The following is a 23,363-nucleotide window of genomic DNA, read 5'->3' on the forward strand; positions in this document are numbered from 1 at the left end:
AAGTGCTAGGTTGGTGGCATCGCCAACCATCGTGAATACACTTTCCATAACATCGAGACGAGGAACCCGCCATGGACTTCTCCTTGACCGACGACCAGAAAGCGCTGGCCCAGGCCGCCGCCGATTTCGCCAGTGCGGAGCTTGCCGATCATGCCGCCGACTGGGATGCCGACTCCCACTTCCCGGTCGACGTGATTCGCCGTGCGGGCGAGGCCGGCTTCCTGGGCATCTATACCCCCGAGGAGCACGGTGGCCTGGGTCTTTCGCGACTCGAGGCCTCGCTGATCTTCGAGCAGCTCGCCCAGGGCTGCGTCTCGACAACCGCCTATCTTACCATTCACAACATGGTGACCTGGATGATCGCCAACTGGGGCGATGATGCCCTGCGTGAATCCTGGGTCTCTGCCATGGTGGCCGGCGAGGCGCTGGGGTCCTATTGCCTCACCGAGCCCGGCGCCGGATCGGATGCCGCCAGCCTGCGTACCAAGGCCGTGCGCGAGGGGGATGAGTATGTCATCAGCGGCTCGAAGATGTTCATCTCCGGCGCCGGCGCCACCGATGTGCTGGTGGTGATGGCGCGTACCGGCGAGCCCGACAGCGGGGCGGGCGGCGTTTCCGCCATCGTGGTGCCGGCCGATGCCGCGGGTGTCGAGTATGGCAAGAACGAGGAGAAAATGGGCTGGAAGAGCCAGCCGACCTGCCTGATCAGCTTCGATGGCGTGCGCGTGCCGGTGACCAACCGCCTGGGCAAGGAGGGCGAAGGCTTCAAGTTCGCCATGAAGGGCCTCGACGGTGGCCGCCTGAATATCGCCAGCTGTTCGTTGGGCGCCGCCCAGCAGGCACTGACCCTGGCCCGGGACTACCTGACCGAGCGCAAGCAGTTCGGGCGCGAGCTCAGCCAGTTCCAGGCGTTGCAGTTCAAGCTCGCCGACATGGCCAGTGAGCTCACCGCCGCGCGCCTGATGGTGCGTCACGCCGCCTGGCGTCTGGATAATCAGGATCCCGAGGCCGCGGCGCACTGTGCCATGGCCAAGCGCTTCGCCACCGACATGGGCTTCAACGTCTGCAACGAGGCCCTGCAGCTCCACGGCGGTTATGGTTATATCCGTGAATATCCCCTTGAGCGGCTGGTGCGCGATACCCGCGTCCACCAGATTCTCGAAGGGACCAACGAGATCATGCGCCTGATCGTCGCCCGGCGCCTGCTCGCCGACGGCGTGATCGAGTCGCTTCAATAGATCGCTTTCAACAGCTCGTTTTCAATAGCTCGTTTTCAATAGCTCGCTTTTAACAGCTTGCTCTTAACAACTTGTTCTTAACAACAAGGAGACCAGGATGTCGGAGCTTCCCGTGATCTTCGATGAGCTGCCCACCGCCGACGGTGGGCGCATCGGTGTCGCCACCCTCAACGCCCCGCGCGCGCTCAATTCGCTGTCACTCGAGATGGCGCAGCAGCTCGACGCCAGGCTCGAGGCCTGGGCGGTAGACCCCGGCATCGTCGCGGTATGGATCGAGGGCAGCGGCGAGAAGGCCTTCTGCGCCGGCGGGGATGTCGTCGCACTCTACCGCGCCTTCAGTGAGGGGAATGATAACGCCGAAGCCGCCGGCGATGACGACCCGGCGACCACCTACTTCAGCCTGGAGTATCGTCTCGATTACCGCATCCATACCTACCCCAAGCCGGTGATGGTATGGGCCGACGGCATCGTCATGGGGGGCGGCCTGGGCCTGACGGCCGGGGCGTCTCACCGCCTCGTCACCGAGACCACGCTGATCGCCATGCCCGAAATCACCATCGGGCTCTATCCGGATATCGGCGCCAGCTGGTTCCTCAACCGCATGCCACCGGGCGTCGGTGCCTACCTGGGCCTTACCGGCGCCCAGCTCAATGCCCGCGATGCCCTGGACCTCGGGCTGGGTGATCACTTCATTCCCCGCGAGCATCGGGCGGCGCTGCTCGAGGCGCTGGGCCAGGCCGACTTCGGCGACCGCAGTGCCCCGGCTCGCCGCGCCGCCGTTCAGGCCACGCTCGAGCGTTTCGAGGCGCGTGACCAGGCCCCGGCGGGGCAGGTGCAGCCCCACCAGGACACCCTCCAGGCGCTGGTGGGCAATGTCGACGTTGAAACCGCCGTGTCGCGGATTCTGGCCGACGACAGCGACGACGAGTGGCTAGCCGCCAACCGCAAGCGCCTGATGAATGGCTGCCCGATCAGCGCCCACCTGGTATGGCGCATGCTCGAACGCCACGCCCATACCGGCCTCGCCGATGCCTTCCGCGAGGAACTGGTGCTGTCGGTACAGTGCGGCCGTCTCGGCGATTTCACCGAGGGCGTCCGGGCGCTGTTGATCGACAAGGACAAGAACCCCCGGTGGACCTACACCGACGTCGCCAGTGTCCCCGCCACCCTGATCGATGCCATGTTCCAGCCCCCCTGGCCCAGCGAGGAACACCCGCTGCGTGACCTGGGCCATGGCCAGCGGGTGGGGTGAATCCACGGGGACAGTCCCCCACCCCACGGGGACAGTCCCCCTACCTCTGGGGAGTGTCCCCGGAGCGAAACAATCACAAGGAGTCAATCATGAAAATCGCCTTTATCGGCCTCGGCAACATGGGCTCGCCCATGGCCAGCAACCTGGTCAAGGCCGGCCATAATGTTACCGTCTTCGACCTGGTCGAGAGCGCCATGCAGGCCCTGGAGAGCGAGGGTGCCGGCCGCGCCGATTCCGCCCAGGCAGCCACCCAGGGCGCCGATGTGGTCATCTCCATGCTGCCCGCCGGCGTGCACGTCAAGAGCCTCTATCTGGGGCGTGACGGCGCTCCCGGCCTGCTCGAGGCGCTTGAGGATGACGCTTCCAATATCACACCGTTGATCGTCGACGCCTCCACCATCTCGCCGGAAGACGCACGCACGGTGGCCGCCGCCGCCAGGGAAAAGGGCTTTACCTGGCTCGACGCCCCCGTGTCCGGGGGTGTGGGCGGCGCCAAGGCGGGGGCCCTGACCTTTATCGTCGGCGGCAGCGCCGAAGGCTTCGAGCAGGCCAAGCCGGTGCTCGATGTCATGGGCAAGAACGTCTTCCACGCCGGCGAGAACGGTGCCGGCCAGGTGGCCAAGATCTGCAACAACATGCTGCTGGGCATCCTGATGAGCGGGACCGCCGAGGCGTTGGCGCTGGGCGTCAAGAACGGCATGGACCCGGCCGTGCTCTCCGAGATCATGAAGCAGAGCAGCGGCGGCAACTGGGCACTCAACGGCTACAACCCCTGGCCCGGAGTGATGGAAGGCGCAGCCGCCGGCCGCGACTATGAGGGAGGCTTCCTCACCGACCTGATGGCGAAAGACCTCGGCCTCGCCTGGGAACTGGCGCTGGGCTCCAAATCAACCGTGCCCATGGGCTCCCAGGCCCGCAACCTCTTCGCCCTGCACAGCGCCCAGGGCAACGGCGGCCTCGACTTCTCCAGCATCCAGAAGCTCTACCGCGAGGGGGAGTAACCTCGGGGACAGTCCCCCAACCCCCGGGACAGTCCCCCAACCCCCGGGGACAGTCCCCCAACCCCCGGGGACAGTCCCCCAACCCCCGGGGACAGTCCCCGAACCCCCGGGGACAGTCCCCGAACCCCCGGGGACAGTCCCCGACTCTTCCGTCCCCGATTCTTCCCACCAAGGTCTAACGCTCTCCTATCCGAACGCGGTTCGCGCTACCATGAGGTTTTAACGTTATCTTCATCCGGTGAGACGCGAACCGATCATGTCCGAGACCCTGTCCGAGCCTGCCGCCCTGACGGCCGATGCCGAAGCACTGCTTTCCGATGAGCTGATAGCGTTCCTGGGCTGCCGAACCCCCGATACCTGGGTGGCGTGGGCGCTGGAAAACCCCGAGCTGTTGCTGATCGACCATGCCCAGTGCGAGAAGAAGGCGGCCTCCACGGCCATGAACCTGCTTTACCGCTATGTGAACCAGCCGCTGCTGCTGACCAAGATGAGCCAGCTGGCGCGGGAGGAGCTGCTGCACTTCGAGCAGGTGGTCAAGCTGATGGAGTCTCGTGGCATCGTCTACCGCCACCTGAGCGCCTCGCGCTATGCCGAGGGGCTGCGTCGCCATGTGCGCGCCAACGACCCCGAGCGATTGACCGATATCCTGATTATCGGTGCGCTGATCGAGGCGCGCAGCTGCGAGCGCTTTGCGCGATTGATTCCCCACCTCGACGCCGAGCTTGCCAAGTTCTACCGCACTCTGGTTAAGTCTGAGGGTCGCCACTACGAGGATTATCTGATGCTGGCTCGACACCTGAGCGATGCGCCGATCGAGTCACGAATTGCCTTCTTCACCGACCGTGAAGCTGAGCTGATACAAGAGCCGGATACGGCCTTTCGTTTTCACAGCGGTGTGCCGGCCTGATCCCGGCCCACCGTTCAGGACGCAGGGAATAACACGATGCGGGATGCTTCCGACGCCGCCGAGACCCCCACTTCGGTGCGGCTGACACTCTTCGGCCACTTCTCGCTCTCTTTCGGCGAGGACAGCCTTACCCAGTTCAGTTACGACAAGGTCAAGGCACTGCTGGTCTACCTGTTGCTGCACCATCAGCCGGTGAGCCGCGCGACCCTGGCCGAACTGCTCTGGCCCGACCAGGGCCTCTCGTCGGGGCGCACCAACCTGCGCCATGCGCTGCACTGCCTGCGCCAGTCGCTGGGCGAGCATGCCGACGAGGTGCTGGTGGTTTCCCGCCAGACCATCGCGTTTCAACTTCCCGGGCACTGGAGCCTGGATCTGCACGATATCCAGCAGCTGCTCGAGGGCGAGCGTGACCTGTCGGTCCTGGATGGCCTGCTCGAGCACTATCAGGGTGACCTGGTAGAAGAGCTTCAGGTCACTCACTGCCCGGATTATCAGCGCTGGCTGGTGCAGATGCGCAACGACTGGCGTCAACGCGTGATCCGTTTCGCCGAGGCGGCGATCGAGCGCCACGAGAACGTGCCCGATGCGCTGCTCGAATCACTGGTCTATCGTTTCTCCGGCTATGGCCCCTTTCACGAGCGGCTGGTACGCCAGCTGGCCGAGCAGGGACAGCAGGCCGCCGCGCATGAGCAGTACAATGCCTATCTGCAGTTGCTGGCGCTCTCCGGACAGCAGCCCGAGGCCGACTTTCTGCAGCTGGCGCGCTACTGGTCCGATGTTCAGCCCGATACGGCGGGTGCCGGCACCCTCGGCTTCTCGCGAACCTTCGCCGCGGACAGCTCACCGCTGCGTGAGGACGAGATCGAGCAGCGTCAGCTCTCGGTGATGGCCATTCGCCTGCGCCTCAAGGCCGACCTCTCGGATCGTTCGTCCAGCCGTGACTGCCTGATGTTGCATTTCGAACTGATGCGGTGGCTGGAAGAGCAGTGTCATCACCTGGGGGGATTCTGGCTGCCCGGCGCCACGGGAGGACTGGGGCTTGCCTGTTTCGGCACCCATGGGCCGGCGCATCAGCTGGCCGAGCTGGTGGCGCTCTATGAGCACTGTCGACGCATGCTGCCCGAGGAGCTGGCGCGCCATTGGGCCGAGGAGGGCGAGCCGCCCCGGGTCGAGTTTGCCGCGGGGCTCAATAGCGGCCGCGTGATCTATCTGCCCGAGCGGCGCCTGGTCGACCCCCTGGGGCAGGTCACCCAGGGTTCCCTGGACCTGATGAGTGCCGCCGAGGGCAGCGAACTGGTGATCTCCCAGGACGCCAGCCAGCACATGCCGCCGGCGCTCGACCTCCAGCCGCGGCTGAGCTCGCGCCTGGTGGCAAGCGATGGCCGGGTGCGCCTGCGGGCGCTGGTGCTGGGGGCCGATGAAGGCGGCCGCGAGGCGCTGCCGCCGAGCCTGGTGGGCCGCGAGACCCAGCTGCGCACATTGCGCGATGCCCTGGCGCGAGCCGGCATCGGCCTGCGTCAGAGCGTTCTGGTGCGGGGTCCCTCGGGCATGGGCAAGTCGGCGCTGTTGGTCGGCTTTCGCCAGCTGGAGCAGACCCGCGACGCCGCGATCTGCTGGCAGCCCACCACGCGCCTCTCGGTGCAGGAACCCTATGGCGCGGCGCGCAAGCTGCTGCGCTGGCACCTGGGTCATGCCCCGGATGCCGAGAGCCTGGCCGAACTGTGCCGACAGCTGGCCCTGCCCGAGCTCGATGAGGCGCGCCGTGAGCTTCTCGAGACGGCGCTGGGGGCCCGGGAGGCTCAGGCCGTCGCCGAACTCACCCAGAGCGGTGAGGCGGTGGAGCTGGTGGTAAGCCTGATGCAACGGTTGATCGTGCAGATTGCCACCGAGCGCACCCTGGTGCTGATGATCGACGACCTGCAGTGGCTCGATGAGCCCAGTCTCAAGGTGCTGACCGGCCTGCAGGCGCGCCTGCCCATCAATTGCGGTTTCATGCTGGTGGCCAGCCATCACGGCCGCGAGGGGTTGCCGGCCAAGCTGCACTGGGACCAGCAGATCAGCCTGGGCAAGCTGGACGCCATGCAGGCCTCACGCCTGCTGACCCAGCTGGCGCGACGCTATCGCATGCATATCAGCCCGCGGCTGCGGGGCCAGATCATCGAACGCTGCGATGGGGTCCCCCTGTATCTGCAGGAGATCGTGCGGCGGGTCGACATGGACCGCCGCGAGGGCCGCAGCGTGCAGCTCGACGAGCTGCCCCACGGCCTGCTCGGCCTGTTGGCCGGCCGCATCGATCAACTCGACAGCGACCGCGAGGTGGCGCATATCGCGGCGGTGCTGGGGCGTCGTTTCCGCTACGATTTCCTGGCCGAGTGCAGCGAGTTCGACGGCCCTCGCCTGACCCAGGCCCTGGAGCAGATGCGGCGCCTGGAGATCATCGAGCCCGCCGAGGGTGACGAGGCCGGCCGCGAGTTCCAGTTCACCCATCAGCTCCTCCAGGAGGCCGCCTACCTATCCTGCCCGCGGGATGTGCGTACCGCCATCCATCGCCAGGTGGTGGAACTGATCGAAGAGCGTTTCCCGATGTGGATCAGCCGCCACCCGGGGGACTTCGCCACGCATCTGCGACGCAGCGGTCACTACGCTCGCGGCGCGCGCTACTACGAGCTGGCGGCCCGGGAGGCGCTCAAGGTCAGCGCCAATCGTACCGCCTTGAAGATGGCCGACCTCGGCCTGGCCAGCCTGCGCCAGGCGGTGGGCCAGACGGAGCGTCAGATCAGCCTATTGACGGTGCGTGGCCAGGCCGCCTTCGCCCTGGAGGGCCACGGTTCGCCGACCGCCCACGAGAGCTTCGTGCGCGGCCGCAAGCTGATCAAGGCGCTGGCCGAGGAGGGCGAGAGCGTCGACCTGGAACAGGCCTTCCTGGTCAAGTGGGGCCTCTGGGTGGGCTGCAGCCAGCGCCACGCCCATGCCGACGCCTTCCGCCTGGCCGCCAACCTGGCCGACCTGGCCCGCCAGCTCGACGACCCGCGCTATGCGCGCCTCGCCGAGTATGCCCAGGCCAGCTGCGAATACTGGGCCGGGCGCATCCCGCTGGCCTATGACCATCTCGACGAGATCAACCCGCTCGACGCCGAGATGATGATCGAGTGGCTGCCGTTCTCCGACCACCCCCAGGTCGCCGCCGCCTGCTTCCAGGGCTGGGCGCTCTGCCTGCGCGGCGACTACCGCCGCGCCGAGGCCCAGGTGGAATCGGCCATTCGCCTCGCCGAGCGCATCGCCCATCCGGGCAGCCTGGCCATGGCGCTGATGTATGCGGCCGCGCTCTATCGTCAGCTGGGCCACGTGCACCTGGCCGCCGACCGCGCCGAGCGCGCTCATCGGTTGACCGGTACGCCGGATCTGCATCTATGGCAGATGGCAGCGCGCTGCGTGCTCGGCTGGCAGCGTGCCGTCGCCGGCGACCGCGACGGCCTGAACCAGATCGATGCCATCCTCGAGGAGCTCACCGAGCTGACCGGCCGCGATCACTATGCCCGGCCCTCGCTATGGTACGTGGACGCCTGCATCGCCCTGGGGGAGTTCGCCCAGGCCGAGGCGTATCTGGACCAGGCCCTGGTGCTCGCCCGGGAACGCTCCACGCTGTTCGTGCCGGAGCTCGCCGTGAAGCTGGCGCGCGTCAGGCACCGCCTCGGCCACCCGCGTGAGGAGATCATCGCCCTTATCGAGCTGGCCCTGACCGACGCCCGGGAGGACGGCAATCTGCACCTGCAGATCACCGCCCTGGAGGCCTGGCTGACGCTGATCGACCCCGCCGACGCCGTCGCCCGCCAGGAGTTCCGCCGGCTGCTCGCCGAGGTCAGCTACAGCGACGCTCCCATCCTCACCCGCTGGCACAGTCAACTCGACCGCACCCAGCCCCGTGCCGTGGATACCGCCTTGTAAGAAGCTCCTGATGGGGTCAGACCCCGGGGGTTGGGGGTCTGACCCCTCTACCGGCCCCACTACCGAACACTGAAAGGAATCACCATGAAGATCGCCATCGCCGGTACCGGCTACGTCGGCCTCTCCAACGCCATGCTGCTGGCCCAGCGCAACGAGGTGGTCGCGCTGGATGTGATCCCGGAGAAAGTCGAGGCGCTCAATGCGGGTATCTCGCCCATCGAGGACGGTGAGATCAGCGAGTTTCTCGCCAACCGGGCCTTGTCGTTCACGGCGACCCTGGATAAGGATGCCGCCTATCGGGAGGCGGACGTCGTGGTGATCGCCACACCCACCGACTATGACCCGGTAACCAACCACTTCGATACCTCGAGCGTCGAGGCGGTGATCCAGGATGTCATGGCGATCAATCCCGCGGCGATGATGGTGATCAAGTCGACGGTGCCGGTGGGCTTTACCGCCGAGGCGTGCCGGCGCTTCGGTACCGAGAACCTGCTCTTCTCGCCGGAATTCCTGCGCGAGGGCAGGGCGCTTTACGATAACCTGCATCCTTCGCGGATCATCGTGGGGGAGCGCTCGCCCCGCGCGGAGGCCTTCGCCGGGCTGCTCACCCAGGGGGCTGTGAAGGGCAATATCCCGGTGCTCTTCACCAACAGCACCGAAGCCGAGGCGATCAAGCTCTTCGCCAACACCTATCTCGCCATGCGGGTGGCCTACTTCAACGAGCTGGATACCTATGCCGAGACCCATGGGCTGGATACTCGCCAGATCATTGAAGGAGTGGGGCTCGACCCGCGCATCGGCAGCCACTACAACAACCCCAGTTTCGGCTACGGCGGTTACTGCTTACCCAAGGATACCAAGCAGCTGCTGGCCAACTATGCCGACGTGCCCAGCAACATGATCCAGGCGGTGGTGGATGCCAACCACACCCGCAAGGACTTTGTCGCCGAGCAGGTGCTGGCGCGCAAACCAGGCGTGGTAGGGGTCTACCGCTTGATCATGAAGTCCGGCTCCGACAACTTCCGCGCCAGCGCCATGCAGGGCGTGATGAAGCGGATCAAGGCCAAGGGCATCGAGGTGATCGTCTACGAGCCCGTGCTGGAAGAAGAAACCTTCTACGGCTCCCGGGTGCTGCGCGACTTCGAGGTCTTCAAGGCAGAGGCCGACGTGATCCTTTCCAACCGCATGGCCGGGGAGCTCGCCGACGTGGCCGAGAAGGTCTATACGCGGGACCTGTTTGGCAGTGACTGAGACCAAAATGCTGCCGCTGCGCCAAAAAGAGCCCCAGCGGATCGATCAGCACGTTTCCAACCATGGTTCGGCATGGAGCATTTTCGCAGCATACCGTAGAATAGTGTGCCTTGACACAACGGTAGCAGAGCTGGGGCGCCGAAACGCCCTTCTAGTCTCGCTACCTACGCCGCCACAGGGTATGGGATCCCGCCCGGAGCAATCCCCGGGCGGTAGCGTGCCCGCATCCTTTACGTAATTAGAAGCACCAATATCCATGAACAAACACGATGTTTCCCAGCAGTCAGCCAACTACCGCTACCCAGCCGATGATGAAATCTCTTTGGTTGATCTAGCCAAGATCCTTATCAAGCGCTGGAAGATGATGGTGGCAACATTTTTCGTCGTGGTGCTGGTCGCCCTGGCGTATGCGTTGATGATGGAGCGCAGCTATGGGTATGTGTCGATCTACCAGGTTGCGGAACAGACATCTGGTGCGCTCGAGCCACCGGAAACGGTGGTGGCCACGGTCAACAACCTTTATTTGGGGCCGGTGACGCGTCAAGTGCTCTCTGCTGAGGAACTTGAGCGTCTGCCATTTGATGTTTCGGTGTCCAACCCGAGCGATACGCTGCTGGTCCGCCTCAGCTCCAAGTCCTCTGAGGAACATGAGGCGCTGGTTGAAGCCATGCACACGACTTTGCTGGAGCGGATAAAAGCCGGTCAGCAGTCTCAACTCAACCGGCGTCGCGACGATCTGGAGCGTCAGCTCGAGAGTGTCCAACGCCCTCTTGAGGCTGCCAAAGAGTCGTCCAGTGTAAATGCTGCCGACCTTGTTGCCACATACGCCAAGCTCGCGGGCGAGATTGAGGGGCGGATTGCTCAATTAAGGGATGGACAGGTAGCTCAGACCGCGGTACAGAGCCTGGAGCCCACAGGTACCGGGCGCAGATTGATCATGGCACTGGCTATGGTGCTCGGGGGCATGCTGGCGGTGATGGGCGCGTTCTTCATGCAGTTTGCTGTTGCGGTGCGGGAAAGCCTCATTGAAGGGAGCTGAGGTTAAGAATGTGGTATGCCTGAGGGGCTGCTGCTGATAACCTTGGCTTATCGCTAACGCACCCAATCAATCAGTCAATTGGCAGCCCGCAACGGCAGCCCCGCATCGAGCCAAGCGGCCCTACCACCATCGGGACTGACCCCGGCGGCGGGCAAAAATGCCGATAGCCTGCATCAACATAGCCAAGCCAACACAGCCGGGGTCTGTCCCGAGCGGGCCAACAGCCCTGCCCCCTGGGGCTAGCCAAGGCCGCAGGGAGCCGTCAGACTCGAAGCACCCACGCGATCCGACAGTCGTCTGAAGGAATCCACCATGGCCATGCATCAACGCTGGACCCTGCATGTCGAGCAGTTCGCCAGGTTCCAGCATGCCGATATCGAGCTGCGCCCGCTGACGCTCTTCGTCGGGGAGAACAACAGCGGCAAGAGCTATATGGCTACGCTGCTATGGGGCCTGCTGGCGCTGGGGCGAACGGTCTTCCCGACCGGGGCGCCCACCACCAAGGCCTACAGGGTCTGCCAGAGTCGGCTGATGTCGTCGATGGAAGCTGCGGTACAGAAACTGCACCAAGGCAGCCGTCAGCCTGAGGTGGCACTGACCAAGGAAGATCAGCAGTGCTTTATTGACTGGTTCAACGAACTGCTGCAACAGAGTCGCAACAAGCTGGCCGCTCGGCTGTTCGGCGATAAGGCCATCACCATCGGCCGCCTGAGCCTTGATAACTACCAGCGTCACAAACCGCTACGCATCAAGCTGGAAACCAGCAGCACCCCGGCACGCATGAGCGCTCGCGCCGAGCATAGTGTGCGCCTGCCTCTTCTCGAAGAGGGCAACCTGCTCAAGGGACCGGATCGGTATCGCGCGGTATGCTTGATCACCTGGAAGCTGGTGGCCGGCGACATCAGCGTCCCCCTGTTCGGTCCACGCAGTGCGACGCGTCGCAGCGATGGCGAACCACTCTTCCTGCCCGCCTCGCGCACGGGCTTCATGCTGGCCTATCGCTCCCTGGTGGGGGATGCCTTCAGTCTTTTTGATGCCGGTCTTGGCGATGATGAAGAGGCCAGCGCCAGCGAGTTCACGCTGCCGGTGGTGCGCTTTCTGCAGGCACTCGCCGAGCCGGGCAAGAAGCAGGGTGCCAGGTATACGTCGTTGGCGCAGTGGCTCGAGCATGAGCTGCTCAAGGGCCAGGTGGAGCAGACGACAGGAGGGCCGCTGCCCAGCTATCACTATCTGCCGGAAGGCGCCGGCAACCGGCGCCTGCCCATGTACCTCACCTCGTCGCTGGTCGCCGAGCTGACGCCTATCGTGCACTTCCTCAAGCACAAGCCTGGCTACCGCTCCATCGTTATCGAGGAACCCGAGGCCCACCTGCACCCCAAGGCGCAGCGCCTCATGGCCCGAGCCATTGTCAGGCTGGTGAATGCCGGCTTGCCTGTCATCGCGACCACCCACGGGGATACGCTCTTCCAGCAGCTCAATAATCTCGCCACGCTGCACACCCACCCGCAGCAGGCGGCTCTGATGCACGAGCTCGGTTATGTGAATGACGAACTGCTGGCGCCTGATCACGTCGTGGCCTACCAGTTCCGGCGTGAGGCAACGGCCACTCGGGTGGTCCCCCTGGAGCAGACGGCGCTGGGGATCGCTGTTCCCACGTTCAACGAGCCATTGGCCGAACTATGGGACGAGGTCATGCGGCTGCAGGATGCAGAAGACGACGAGCAGGAGGCGCCAGCACATGGAAGTGCTTGAACAGCGGCTTGCCTGGATCGAGCCTGATCACTTCGAACGAGGCCGTGCCGTCAGCATTATCGAGCGAAAAAAGGGCGGTGAGGGCACAGCCACCTTTACCTCGCCAGACAATAATCAGCTCCTGCGCTTTAATCTGAGCGAGGAGAATCGTCTCCGACTCCTCAAGCAGCGAAAGGTCGCCGATGGCGTCCTGCTGGAGCTTGGAGAGGATGGACAACCGGTTCGACTCCACCTGGTGGAGCTCAAGGGGGGCGTCACCACCGGAAAGTGGTGCGAGATCAAGCAGCAGCTGCTTGGCGCGCTGCACAATGCTCATGCGCTGATGGGGCTGCTCGGCCTGCCCATGCCCGAAATCGTCGAGTGCCATACCTGCTATACGAGAGACCGCATCAGCCCCCAGGCGAGTGCGCAGCCGGCGCTGTTCAAGCCTGGTGTTGGAGTAAAGCTGCCCCATCGCCAAGGGCAGGATTGGCAGCAAGGTTATTGCGAACTTAGCCCGGAGTTTCCTAGATATCGGCATCACAGACATCGGCGTGATGAGCGGGGTGATGTGGAGGTGGCAATGTAAAAAGCAGGGCCTCGCCTAAACTGGTCAAGTGAGCGTACATGCAGGATCTGCTAGTAAGTCTCAATAAATCGCCGCGATGGTTTATTAGGCCTCGTTTTGCATTGGCAAGCTGGGCGCCGTTATCAGCGGCTATTTTGTTGATGCTTCATCCTGCTATGAGCCTAATGACGATTGTCATCGGTCTGGTGGCCACGGCGAGAATTTTTTCACGGCTCCCTAATGAAGCCGCTTGGATCAACGAGGGAAAGCGTAAGCTGGAAGCGTTGCAGTGGGAGGCTGCTATTAGCCACCTACGCCAGACGCCACGCAGCTGCGGGATGAAAGCCTGGATTGAGGCGCAGCGACTCCTGTCCACTGCCTATTTAGAGATGGGTGAAGCACTCCTGGCCTGGAAAACGCTCAATGGCGTCAATGACCAGGATCTACTCGATAAAGAAATAGAGAAAGTCAGCATTGCGAGGGCGTGGCTCTATCATGAAGAAGGCAATATTCGGGACTTTCTAGCATGTGTTGATGACCTGCCAGAGCACTCTAACGATGGCGATATTGAACTCAGTATTCTCAAGGGCATGGCGCTTCAGTGTCGTGCTAAATTCTCATCTGCCAGGCAGGTGTTAGAAGAGACGCTGGAGAAGGCACATACGCCAAAGAATTTCCAAAGAGTATATAATAATCTGGCTGTTATCGCGGGTATACAAGGCTATCGTCAAGAGCAGTTTCGCCTGATAAACTCAGCCATGAGTTCCCTGAGAGAGGCTCCTAATGCCAGCATGCTTGTTGTGATTTCTGAGAATCTTGCGTTTGCTATGCTTCACCAAAAGGGGGCCAGTGCCGCGAGGAGTGTGATGCGGGAAGCTTGGGAGCTTGCCGATCCGCACAACAAACAACAGGTGCTGGAAGTTCTCAATATGAGTCTAGCCTTGGCTCGCCAAGCCGGTGATGAATCCTGGAAGGCCGATGTCCACGAACATCATCGACGACTACTTGCTGCGCTTCCCAGCCTAAGCGCACCGGAGCGTGTGGCGTTAAAAGTTAGCATGCTGCGCATGAGTCGAAGCGATGGCATTCCGCAGAGCGACTTAGGCTATATCGATTTTATTATTGGCCTGCTTGATGAATTAAAGTTTCTCAAGGAGGCTGATAGAGTAGCGGCATTGGCTGCTGTTTACCACGATGTGGGGTTTGAACTCGACGAGGCTCACACGGCTGGTGCCTATGGGGAAACAAGGGTTTTAATTAACCTGCTTTACCAAGTTGTGGATGAGTTGCTTGCAAAGTGTGAAGTCATCGATTCACACCTTCAGGTCATACCGCCAACGCTGGTAAAGACGCGGCAACATTGGCTAAGTTATTCGCATCTTCTGGCTAAAGTTTCTCTAATGAAGCAGCTTGATGAAGGTAAAGTTTATCCCGACGATGCATTTAACTTACTGTTTGTCAACTTGAAGGAAGTGGCAACACTTTATCAAGAAAAGCTGGCGTATGCTGAAGCCATAGAGAGCTGGCTTGTTTTAGTAGATGAATACATGAGTTACAGCCAGCAAATGCCTCATCGCCAGTGGCAAGTGCTTCTGCATAGGGAGTGGGAGAAAGAGGCTAAGCAAGCACTTGAAAATGCCGGCAGGTTGATGGAAAAGCAGCCACACGTTCATGGTCTTGAAGATAAAATGATCGGATTGGCGTACTTTGAGTGGGTGCTGAATTTTAAAAAAGAAAAAGCAAGCCACTGGATACGATGTTTTCAGGCTGCAGATGTTTCTCTTCAGCATTATGCGCCATGGTTGCGTGAACACTACCAAACCGTTGTGGATGTGGTCGCGGAGCCAGGTTAACAATTTTTCATTGCTCTTGGTTTAGTGATTGCACCTGAGTAAAAGCTAACTTTTACTTCATGAGCTATTTCATTCGCAAGGACGCACCATGCACCACCTCACCGACATTGCGATCCGCAATTTCCGCTCCTGCCGGGAAGTTGACCTGATGCTCAGCGGTTGCACGCCGATTGTGGGCTACAACAATGCCGGCAAGTCCAACATCATGGCTGCCATCGAGTGGCTTGTTGCGCCAAGCGCTCTGGGGGAGGGCGATTTCTTCGATACCAGTCTGCAGGTGGCTGTAGAAGGTGTAATCGAGGGACTGGATGAGGCCATGCTGGATCGGCTTGAGCCTAGGCATCGCACGAAGATGCTCCCTTTCATCCAGAATGATCGAATGAGACTGCGTCGTGTGCAGGTGGAACCCGGTGGCGGCAAGGCAGCGGCGAAACTAGAAGTGCGCAACCCGGCCGTTGAAGCCGATGCCGAGGATGCTTGGCAGCCGCCCCCGACTGGCATTCCCCAGGCAATTCAGGCCCTGTTTCCCGACCCCATCTTCATCGGTGCCATGGAGGACGCCGCCGAGGATGCCACCAAGCCCAAGACCGGTACCACCCTGGGCAAGCTGCTGGCGGAGTTCACCGCGCCGCTTGAAGCCGCCCACGGTGCAGCCATTCAGGCGACATTCGATGCCGTCAGCCGGCAACTTTCCCCTGATGGCGTCGAGCGAGTGGCAGAGTTGCAGCGCTTCGACCAAGAGGCTACCCAGGCGGTGGCCGACTTCTTCCCAGGGATCAATCTGCATCTTGATATCCCGGTGCCCGAGGTGAAGACGCTCTTCAAGCAGGGCACGGTCAAGATTAGTGAGCAAGGTAGGGGAGAGATCCGGGACTTCACTAGCCTCGGGCATGGTGCGCAGCGCAGTATTCAGATGGCGCTGATTCGCTACCTCGCCGAACTTAAGGCGGCAGAGGGCCAGCAGACCCAACGCCGGCTATTGCTGATCGAAGAGCCAGAGCTGTTCCTGCATCCCCAGGCCATCGAACAGGTGCGACTGGCGCTGGAGAGCCTCTCCAATGCTGGTTACCAGGTGGTGTTTGCCACTCACTCGCCGATGATGATCGATCGAGCAGCCATTCCCCATTCTCGAATCGTGCGCAAGGATGCCGTAACCGGTGAAACTCGCGTCATGCTGTCTGTCAGCGAAGCCTTGCAGCAGCGAGTGGAGAACGCCGACACCCGTCTGCACACTCTCTTCGAACTCAGAAACGCCAGTGGCTGGCTGTTCAGTGACCGCGTACTTCTGGCCGAGGGGCCGACTGAGCGACGCCTGTTGCCGGTGCTCTATGAGACGACGATGGCGCGAACGCTTGCCGCCGACCGCTTTGCCGTGATGAATCTTGGCGGTGTGGGCTCGGTACCGCACTGCCTCAAGGTATTTGACGAACTGGGAATCGAGGCCTACGCGCTGGCGGATTTCGACTTTGCAATCAATCAGTCGATCAAACATCGACTGATCGACAAGCAGGATGCCGATCTGGAAAGCTGTTTGACCCAGATTGCGGCCATGGCAGATCAAGATCCCGACATTGAGATTGGAGGCAATGGGCGGCCGACCAATGGTGGGCGAAAGAAGGCGGCACAGGTCTACGCAGAGTGGGCACGGCAGGATGCAGCACGCCCGGTTGCCCTGGCGTTGCATGAGAAACTCAAGGCACAGCGTGTCTGGCTCTGGCGCCTGGGCGATATTGAAGCCGTGCTTGGCTTGCCTGGTGACAAGAACGAGCAGGAGTGGGCCGAGTTTACTCAGCGCCTCGAGGCAGAGGGTCTTGATGCTTGTGTGAAAACTCCGCAATCACTACGAGACTTCTTTCACTGGCTCAATCGCCCCCTTGGCCCTTAACGCCTCACTCTTCACCCTTTACACCTCACGGACGACCATGAAACTCCTGATCACCGGCGGCGCGGGCTTTATCGGCTCGGCCGTGATTCGTCATATCATCGCCCACACTGCCGGCAGTGTGGTCAACGTCGACAAGCTTACCTACGCCGGCAACCTGGAGTCGCTTGCCGAGATAAGTGACAACGATCGCTACGTCTTCGAGCAGGTGGATATCTGCGATAGGGCGGAGCTGGAGCGGGTGTTCCGTGAGCACCGGCCGGATGCGGTGATGCACCTGGCCGCCGAGAGCCATGTGGACCGCTCCATCGACGGCCCGGCGGCGTTTATCGAGACCAACATCGTCGGCACCTACACGCTGCTGGAAGTCGCCCGGGCCTACTGGAATGGCCTGGATGCCGAGCATCGGGATGCCTTCCGTTTCCACCATATCTCCACCGACGAGGTATATGGCGACCTGGAAGGCCCAGAAGGGCTCTTCACCGAAGAGACCTCATACGCCCCGAGTTCTCCCTATTCTGCGAGCAAGGCCAGTTCCGACCATTTGGTGCGTGCCTGGCAGCGCACCTATGGCCTGCCCACGCTGATCACCAACTGCTCCAACAACTATGGCCCCTATCACTTCCCCGAGAAGCTGATTCCGCTGGTGATCCTCAATGCCCTGGAAGGCAAGTCGCTGCCGATCTACGGCAAGGGCGAGCAGGTTCGTGACTGGCTCTACGTGGAAGACCACGCTCGGGCCCTCTATCAGGTGGTAACGAAAGGCGAAGTAGGGGAGACCTATAACATCGGCGGCCATAACGAGAAACAAAATATCGAAGTGGTGCATACCATCTGTGCGATTCTCGACGAGTTGGCGCCGTCACCGCATTCGCCTTATGCCAACCTGATCACCCATGTAGCCGACCGCCCCGGCCACGACCTGCGCTATGCCATCGACGCCAGCAAGATCGAGCGCGAGCTCGGCTGGCGCCCGGAAGAGACCTTCGAGTCCGGCATTCGCAAGACGGTGCAGTGGTACCTCGCCAACCTCGAATGGTGTCGCCGTGTTCAAGACGGCAGCTACCAGAGAGAGCGCCTGGGCACCGCTTAGCATTTGTAGGAGGCCGGCTTCGCCGGGCGAAACCATCGCGCAGCGATGGCGATATACCGCATATAGAAAGGAATCACCATGGCACGCAAAGGCATCATCCTCGCCGGGGGCTCCGGTACCCGGCTGTACCCCATCACCATGGGCGTCTCCAAGCAGCTGCTGCCGATCTACGATAAGCCGATGATCTACTACCCGCTCTCGGTGCTGATGCTGGCCGGTATTCGCGAGGTATTGATCATCACCACGCCAGAAGATCTGGAAGGTTTTCAGCGACTGCTGGGTGACGGCAGCCAGTTCGGCATCGAGCTTTCCTATGCCGAACAGCCCAGCCCCGATGGCCTGGCTCAGGCCTTTGTCATCGGCGAGGAGTTTATCGGCAGCGACCCGGTGTGCCTGGTGCTGGGGGATAACATCTTCTACGGCCAGGGCTTTACGCCCAAGCTGCTGCAGGCGGCGAACCAGCAGAGTGGCGCCACGGTATTCGGTTACCAGGTCAAGGATCCCGAGCGCTTCGGGGTCGTCGAGTTTGATGCTGACAAGCGCGCTATCTCCATCGAAGAGAAGCCGGGTAAGCCCAAATCGCATTATGCTGTCACCGGCCTCTATTTCTACGACAACGATGTGATCGAGATCGCCAAGCGGGTCGAGCCCTCCCATCGTGGCGAGCTGGAGATCACCAGCGTCAACCGGGCCTATCTGGAGCGCGGTGATCTCAATGTCGAGCTACTTGGGCGTGGCTTTGCCTGGTTGGATACCGGCACCCACGAAAGCATGCTGGAAGCCGCACAGTTCGTGGAAACCATCGAGCGCCGGCAGGGCTACAAGATCGCCTGCCTGGAAGAGATCGCCTGGCGTAATGGCTGGATGAGTACGGCAGATATGATCGACGCCGGTAATCGCCTGGCCAAGAACGGCTATGGAGAGTATCTACTTTCCCTGATCGATGACGAATAACGTCTTACGGACCATTTTCTAAAACCTCTGGTTGCCATGATTCCTGTTACCAAGCCCTACCTGCCCAGCCGCGACAAGCTGGATCGCTATATCGACGGCATCTATGAGCGTCAGTGGCTGACCAACAACGGCCCGTTGGTGCAGGAGCTCACCAAGCGCCTGGAGGAGTACTTGGGGGTCGAGAACTTGCTGCTGGTCAGCAACGGCACCCTGGCGCTGCAGATTGCTTATCGAGCGCTGGGCATCAGCGGCAGTGACGAGCCTGTCGAAGCCATCACCACGCCCTTTACCTTTGTGGCCACAGCCAGTTCTCTGAAGTGGGATGGGGTGCAGCCGGTGTTTGTGGATATCGACGCCGATACCTGGTGCCTGGATCCGGCTTTGATCGAGGCGGCCATCACGCCGTGCACTCGTGCCATCGTGCCGGTGCATGTATTCGGTAATGCCTGTGACGTAGACGCCATCGATGAGATTGGCCGCAGGCACGACTTGAAAGTGGTCTACGATGCGGCTCATGCCTTTGGGGTGACCTACAAGGGAGAAAGTCTGCTCAAGCACGGTGATGCAGCGACCCTCAGCTTCCACGCCACCAAACTGTTTCACTCCATCGAGGGTGGTGCGATCGTCTTCAAGCGCAAGGAAGTCCTGGAGCGCGCCAGGAAGATGATCAACTTTGGCATCACTGGGCCGGAGAGTATCGAGGAGCTCGGCATCAACGCCAAAATGAACGAGTTTCAGGCCGCCATGGGGCTGTGTGTGTTGGATGAGATGGAAGACAACTTGCTGGCCCGAGCACAGGTCTGGCGCAGGTACGAGCAGGCGTTGCCCGCAAGTCTGCAACTGCAAGCCAAGCCGGAAGGATTGGAATACAACTGCGCCTACTTCCCCGTAGTGTTTGAAAGTGAAGAGCAAGCCGTACGCGTAGCGGCCACTCTCAAGGAAAATGGCGTACTGGCCAGGCGGTATTTTTACCCGTCGCTGGAAAGCGTGGGATGCCTGAAATCGCAGTCAGCGCAGCCGGTATCGAAGGATATTGCAAGTCGAATATTATGCTTGCCAATTTTTGATCAATTGGATCAACCAGATCAGGATAATATCATCAAGTGTATCAAGGTGGAGCTGAACGTATGAAGCTGGCAGTGATGCAGCCGTACCTGTTTCCCTATATCGGTTACTTCCAGCTTATTTATGCTTCCGACCTTTTCTTTATCTACGATGATGTATCATTCATTAAACAAGGATACATCAACCGGAATAATATACTCACTGCAAATGGCACTACTCGGTTTACTGTGTCGGTGCCAGGTGCTTCTTCAAATAAGCTGATATCTGATTTGGAATTTTCAGCTGATGTATCAAAATTTCTGAAATCCTTGGAGCAAAGCTATTCAAAGGCTGATTATTTTGCAGTGATTTTCCCGATGGTCTGTGACATTCTTGAGAACGATGATCGTTCAATTGCGAAGGTATGCCAAAAAAGTTATCAAGCCATTTTTTCGTATTTGGGCATCGAAAAACAATTCAAGAAAACAAGTGAACTCGATTACGACCGGTCCGCATCCGCACGAGACCGCTTGATAGCGTTGTGTCATAAGTTCGGCGCGGATTGTTACATCAACGCACCAGGTGGCAGGTCGCTTTATGCCAAAACCGATTTTTCAGAGCAAGGCGTGGACTTGAAGTTTATTGATTCATTGCCAGTGGAATACCAGCAGAGTAATCGTGAATTTGTTCCGAACCTGTCGATTATTGATGTGCTGATGAACTGTTCACCTGATGAAGTGGTGAACCTGATGAAACAATATGAACTTAATTAAGCGTATGGCTGATCTCAATATTAGCAAGTGGGAAGTTTTGTGACGGAAGCTGGATCAGAGAAGCCTATAGGCGGATACCAAGGGCTAGAACTTCCATTTTTTCAAGCGAACCTTGATCAGGCTTCGATAAAAGTAAATTCAGCTAGGTCAGCGATAAAAATAATACTCGATGTAGTCGGCGCAAAAAAGGTATGGGTGCCAGCCTATACTTGTGACGCGGTAGTCGAGGCGGTAAATGATCTGGGTGTTGAGTTAGAGTATTACCAGATAAACTCAAATTTTGATGTTGATGCTGATCTGAGACTTGGCAAGTATGAGTACATACTAGTCGTTGATTACTTTGGTTTGACAGGTGGTTCAGTAGATCGCTCCCTCAATAGGTTCGGTCATAGCAATACGATTGTTGATTGCTCTCAGGCTTACTTCTCTAAACATGCAGGAGCTTTAGCTACAGTATGGTCGCCGAGAAAATTTTTCGGTCTCCCAGACGGCGGGGTACTGTACTCAGAAGATCCTCGCATCAATCAGCCAGAGAGCAGAGACACCACATCGGCAACACGCATGGGCCATCTCATCAGCCGGCTTACGAACAGCCCTGAAGCGGCTTATCAGCAATATCAGGAGGCTGAGCAGGCAATTGCCGAACAGCCTGTGCTAGGAATGTCCGAATTAACCGAACGGCTGCTGCACTCTATCGATTACGAAGCGGCCCGAGCCTCACGAAACCGGAATGTACGCTACCTGCATGAGCGCCTGGGTAAGTATAATCAATTAAAGCTCCACGTTGACGTTGAAAGTGCCCCATTGTGTTACCCGCTGCTTCCGAATGTAAAGACAGCTAGTAGATCAGAGTTAATTAACAGCCGGGTGTTTGTGCCTAGCTATTGGCCGGAAGTGTTGACTCGGGTGGGAGAGGATAGCTTTGAGTGGAACCTAGTCACTAATGGCTTGTTCCTCCCTTGCGACCAGCGATACACAGAAAACGATATGGACAGGCTCGTCAGCCTGTTGGCAATCCAGTAAAAGGTTTTGATACATGGCCGCTCCTGAAAACCGCACCGAAAAATACGCACGCGTTACCTCTCTCGAAGAGCTGTTGAAAGAACTGAATGGCAATTTGGAGGATCCAAACAAGGCTTATTTGAATGATTCGGCTGAGCGCTTCTCCAAAATCTTTCTCATGGGGCCCCATCGTTCAGGCAGTACGTTATTTATGCAATGGCTTGCCAACACCGGCCTGGCCGCTTACCCAACTAACCTGCTCTCTCGCTTCTTCGGGGCGCCGTTGGTGGGCGCGAAAATTCAACAGCTTCTGACTGACCCTCGCTACAACTTCCGTAATGAAATCTTGGATTTCAACTCTGACGTCAATTTTAGTTCGGATAACGGTAAAACCAAGGGAGCGTTGGCACCCAACGAATTCTGGTATTTCTGGCGCCGCTTCCTGCCCTTCGACGAGCTGGACTACATGCCGCCAGAAGATCTACGCAAAATGGCTGATCTCGATGGCTTTCGGGATGAACTCAATGCCTTGGCGAATATATTTGAAAAACCTTTCGCCATGAAAGCCATGATCATGAATCAGAATATCCCTGAATTAGTGGAACAGTTCGACAAGGCTTTGTTTATTTGGATTCGTCGAGACCCGGTTTTCAATATTCAGTCTGCATTAGAAGCCCGCAAACGCCAGTACGGCGACATCAACACCTGGTATTCCTTCAAGATCAAGGAATATCCCGAGCTAAAAAATCTCGATCCATTGGAATCCGTCGCGGGCCAGATCGCTGCCATCAATTCTTCGGTAGAGCAGGGCATTGCGGACTTACCCGATAATCGAAAACTGGTGGTCCAGTACGAAGATTTTTGTCAGCGACCGGAGTATTACTATAAGGAAATCAGTCGCAGATTGGCTGAGCAGGGCGGCGTTGATTCAGTGCCTGAATATAGCGGTGAGTCGGAGTTCTCCAATACTAATCGGTGGCGGTTGGAGGAGTACTCACAAGAAGAAGCAGTGAAGGTTTATCATAGGATAGCGGAACAACAGGCATGAGTAAAGCTGTGTTAGGTAAAGCCAAGCGAAAAGTGAAACAACTTTTTGTGGAGGTTATCAAGAAAAGAACAGCCAAAGGTAAAGCAAAATACTTCTGTATCGGCAGAAATAAAACCGGCACGACCTCCCTGAAAGCAGCCTTCGAAGCCCTCGACTACCCCGTGGGCAATCAGCGTAAAGCCGAGGATCTCACCGGCAAGCACTACTTTGAAGACAATTTTCAGCCCATAGTGGATTACTGCAAATCGGCTCAGGTATTCCAGGACGTACCGTTCAGCTACCCGGAAACCTACAAGTACCTGGATAACGCCTACCCGGGCAGCAAGTTCATCCTCACCGTTAGGGATAGCCCGGAGCAGTGGTACAATTCCATCACGCGCTTTCATGCCAAGATGTTTGGAAAAGACGGCCGTATTCCAACTGCGGAAGACCTCAAGGCCGCGAAGTATGTATGGCCTGGATTCATGTACAACGTAGTGCGCGTGCACGGCACAACCGATGAAGACCCCTACAATAAAGACACCATGATCGCCCACTACGAGCGGTATAACAGGGAGGTGATGGAGTACTTTAAAGACCGCCCCGAGGACTTGTTAGTGATTAACGTCGCAGAGAAGGGCGCTTACCAAAAATTCGTTAAATTTCTTGGGGTGGATTCGCCTTTCGATGACTTCCCTTGGGAAAATAGAACCTAATGCTGAGTTTCGTTGAATGAAGGCAATGAACCGAAAAGTCGGCATTGGAGTGCTGTGGAATCTTGCTAACCTGTTCCTGACACGGGG

The 23,363-nt window shown here is 59.4% G+C and carries 18 protein-coding genes; all 18 read left to right on the top strand.

The features are described 5' to 3' along the window. The first annotated feature begins 71 nt into the window (after window positions 1-71). The 18 genes from Q358_RS0105005 (at window position 72) to Q358_RS0105090 (ending at window position 23,276) form a co-directional block, all read left to right on the top strand. Window positions 72-1,238 carry an acyl-CoA dehydrogenase family protein gene (locus Q358_RS0105005; protein WP_027961050.1) on the top strand — a complete coding sequence of 389 codons (1,167 nt, stop codon included), beginning with the start codon at window positions 72-74 and terminating at the stop codon, window positions 1,236-1,238. Window positions 1,239-1,335: 97 nt separating this feature from the next. Then, on the top strand, window positions 1,336-2,490 hold the full coding sequence (locus tag Q358_RS0105010; RefSeq protein ID WP_027961051.1) for an enoyl-CoA hydratase/isomerase family protein: 1,155 nt from the start codon (window positions 1,336-1,338) through the stop codon (window positions 2,488-2,490). 89 nt (window positions 2,491-2,579) lie between these two features. Continuing rightward, window positions 2,580-3,491 (top strand): 3-hydroxyisobutyrate dehydrogenase, encoded by a 912-nt coding sequence (gene mmsB / locus Q358_RS0105015; protein ID WP_211248310.1) that lies wholly within the window; start codon window positions 2,580-2,582, stop codon window positions 3,489-3,491. A 256-nt stretch (window positions 3,492-3,747) separates the two neighbouring features. Then, entirely contained in the window at window positions 3,748-4,398 is a 651-nt protein-coding gene (locus tag Q358_RS0105020; protein WP_043487654.1) for a MiaE family protein, read from the top strand. A gap of 36 nt (window positions 4,399-4,434) precedes the next feature. Further along, window positions 4,435-8,343, top strand: a complete 3,909-nt coding sequence (locus Q358_RS0105025) for an ATP-binding protein (RefSeq protein ID WP_027961054.1) — start codon at window positions 4,435-4,437, stop codon at window positions 8,341-8,343. Window positions 8,344-8,427: 84 nt separating this feature from the next. Next, the gene (locus Q358_RS0105030; RefSeq protein WP_027961055.1) at window positions 8,428-9,594 is read left to right on the top strand and encodes a nucleotide sugar dehydrogenase; all 1,167 of its coding nucleotides are present in this window, start codon (window positions 8,428-8,430) and stop codon (window positions 9,592-9,594) included. A 256-nt stretch (window positions 9,595-9,850) separates the two neighbouring features. Next, window positions 9,851-10,633 carry a Wzz/FepE/Etk N-terminal domain-containing protein gene (locus tag Q358_RS0105035; protein ID WP_027961056.1) on the top strand — a complete coding sequence of 261 codons (783 nt, stop codon included), beginning with the start codon at window positions 9,851-9,853 and terminating at the stop codon, window positions 10,631-10,633. Between the two features lie 312 nt (window positions 10,634-10,945). After that, entirely contained in the window at window positions 10,946-12,385 is a 1,440-nt protein-coding gene (locus tag Q358_RS0105040) for an AAA family ATPase (RefSeq protein WP_051530180.1), read from the top strand. Beyond that, window positions 12,372-12,953 (top strand): hypothetical protein, encoded by a 582-nt coding sequence (locus Q358_RS0105045; protein ID WP_027961058.1) that lies wholly within the window; start codon window positions 12,372-12,374, stop codon window positions 12,951-12,953. The genes Q358_RS0105040 and Q358_RS0105045 overlap by 14 nt, the downstream gene beginning before the upstream one ends. A 38-nt stretch (window positions 12,954-12,991) precedes the next feature. Beyond that, window positions 12,992-14,785, top strand: a complete 1,794-nt coding sequence (locus tag Q358_RS0105050) for a hypothetical protein (RefSeq protein ID WP_156940857.1) — start codon at window positions 12,992-12,994, stop codon at window positions 14,783-14,785. Window positions 14,786-14,873: 88 nt separating this feature from the next. Continuing rightward, window positions 14,874-16,670: an ATP-dependent nuclease gene (locus Q358_RS0105055; RefSeq protein WP_027961060.1), complete on the top strand. Its 1,797-nt coding sequence runs from the start codon at window positions 14,874-14,876 to the stop codon at window positions 16,668-16,670. 37 nt (window positions 16,671-16,707) lie between these two features. Then, window positions 16,708-17,760, top strand: a complete 1,053-nt coding sequence (gene rfbB, locus Q358_RS0105060) for a dTDP-glucose 4,6-dehydratase (RefSeq protein WP_027961061.1) — start codon at window positions 16,708-16,710, stop codon at window positions 17,758-17,760. Between the two features lie 78 nt (window positions 17,761-17,838). Further along, window positions 17,839-18,714 (top strand): glucose-1-phosphate thymidylyltransferase RfbA, encoded by an 876-nt coding sequence (rfbA, locus tag Q358_RS0105065; RefSeq protein ID WP_027961062.1) that lies wholly within the window; start codon window positions 17,839-17,841, stop codon window positions 18,712-18,714. Between the two features lie 36 nt (window positions 18,715-18,750). Then, a complete protein-coding gene (locus Q358_RS0105070; RefSeq protein ID WP_027961063.1) occupies window positions 18,751-19,845 on the top strand; it encodes a DegT/DnrJ/EryC1/StrS family aminotransferase in 1,095 nt (364 codons plus the stop codon). Then, window positions 19,842-20,531: a WbqC family protein gene (locus tag Q358_RS0105075; protein WP_027961064.1), complete on the top strand. Its 690-nt coding sequence runs from the start codon at window positions 19,842-19,844 to the stop codon at window positions 20,529-20,531. The genes Q358_RS0105070 and Q358_RS0105075 overlap by 4 nt, the downstream gene beginning before the upstream one ends. Before the next feature lie 39 nt (window positions 20,532-20,570). Continuing rightward, window positions 20,571-21,554, top strand: coding sequence for an aspartate aminotransferase family protein (locus Q358_RS18515; protein ID WP_156940858.1), 984 nt, complete (start codon window positions 20,571-20,573; stop codon window positions 21,552-21,554). A 13-nt stretch (window positions 21,555-21,567) separates the two neighbouring features. Continuing rightward, a complete protein-coding gene (locus Q358_RS0105085) occupies window positions 21,568-22,581 on the top strand; it encodes a sulfotransferase (protein WP_027961065.1) in 1,014 nt (337 codons plus the stop codon). Continuing rightward, a complete protein-coding gene (locus Q358_RS0105090; RefSeq protein WP_169735505.1) occupies window positions 22,578-23,276 on the top strand; it encodes a sulfotransferase in 699 nt (232 codons plus the stop codon). The genes Q358_RS0105085 and Q358_RS0105090 overlap by 4 nt, the downstream gene beginning before the upstream one ends. Window positions 23,277-23,363 lie beyond the last annotated feature (87 nt).

Source organism: Halomonas halodenitrificans DSM 735, from assembly GCF_000620045.1.
In the GTDB taxonomy this organism is placed as follows: Bacteria; Pseudomonadota; Gammaproteobacteria; order Pseudomonadales; family Halomonadaceae; genus Halomonas; species Halomonas halodenitrificans.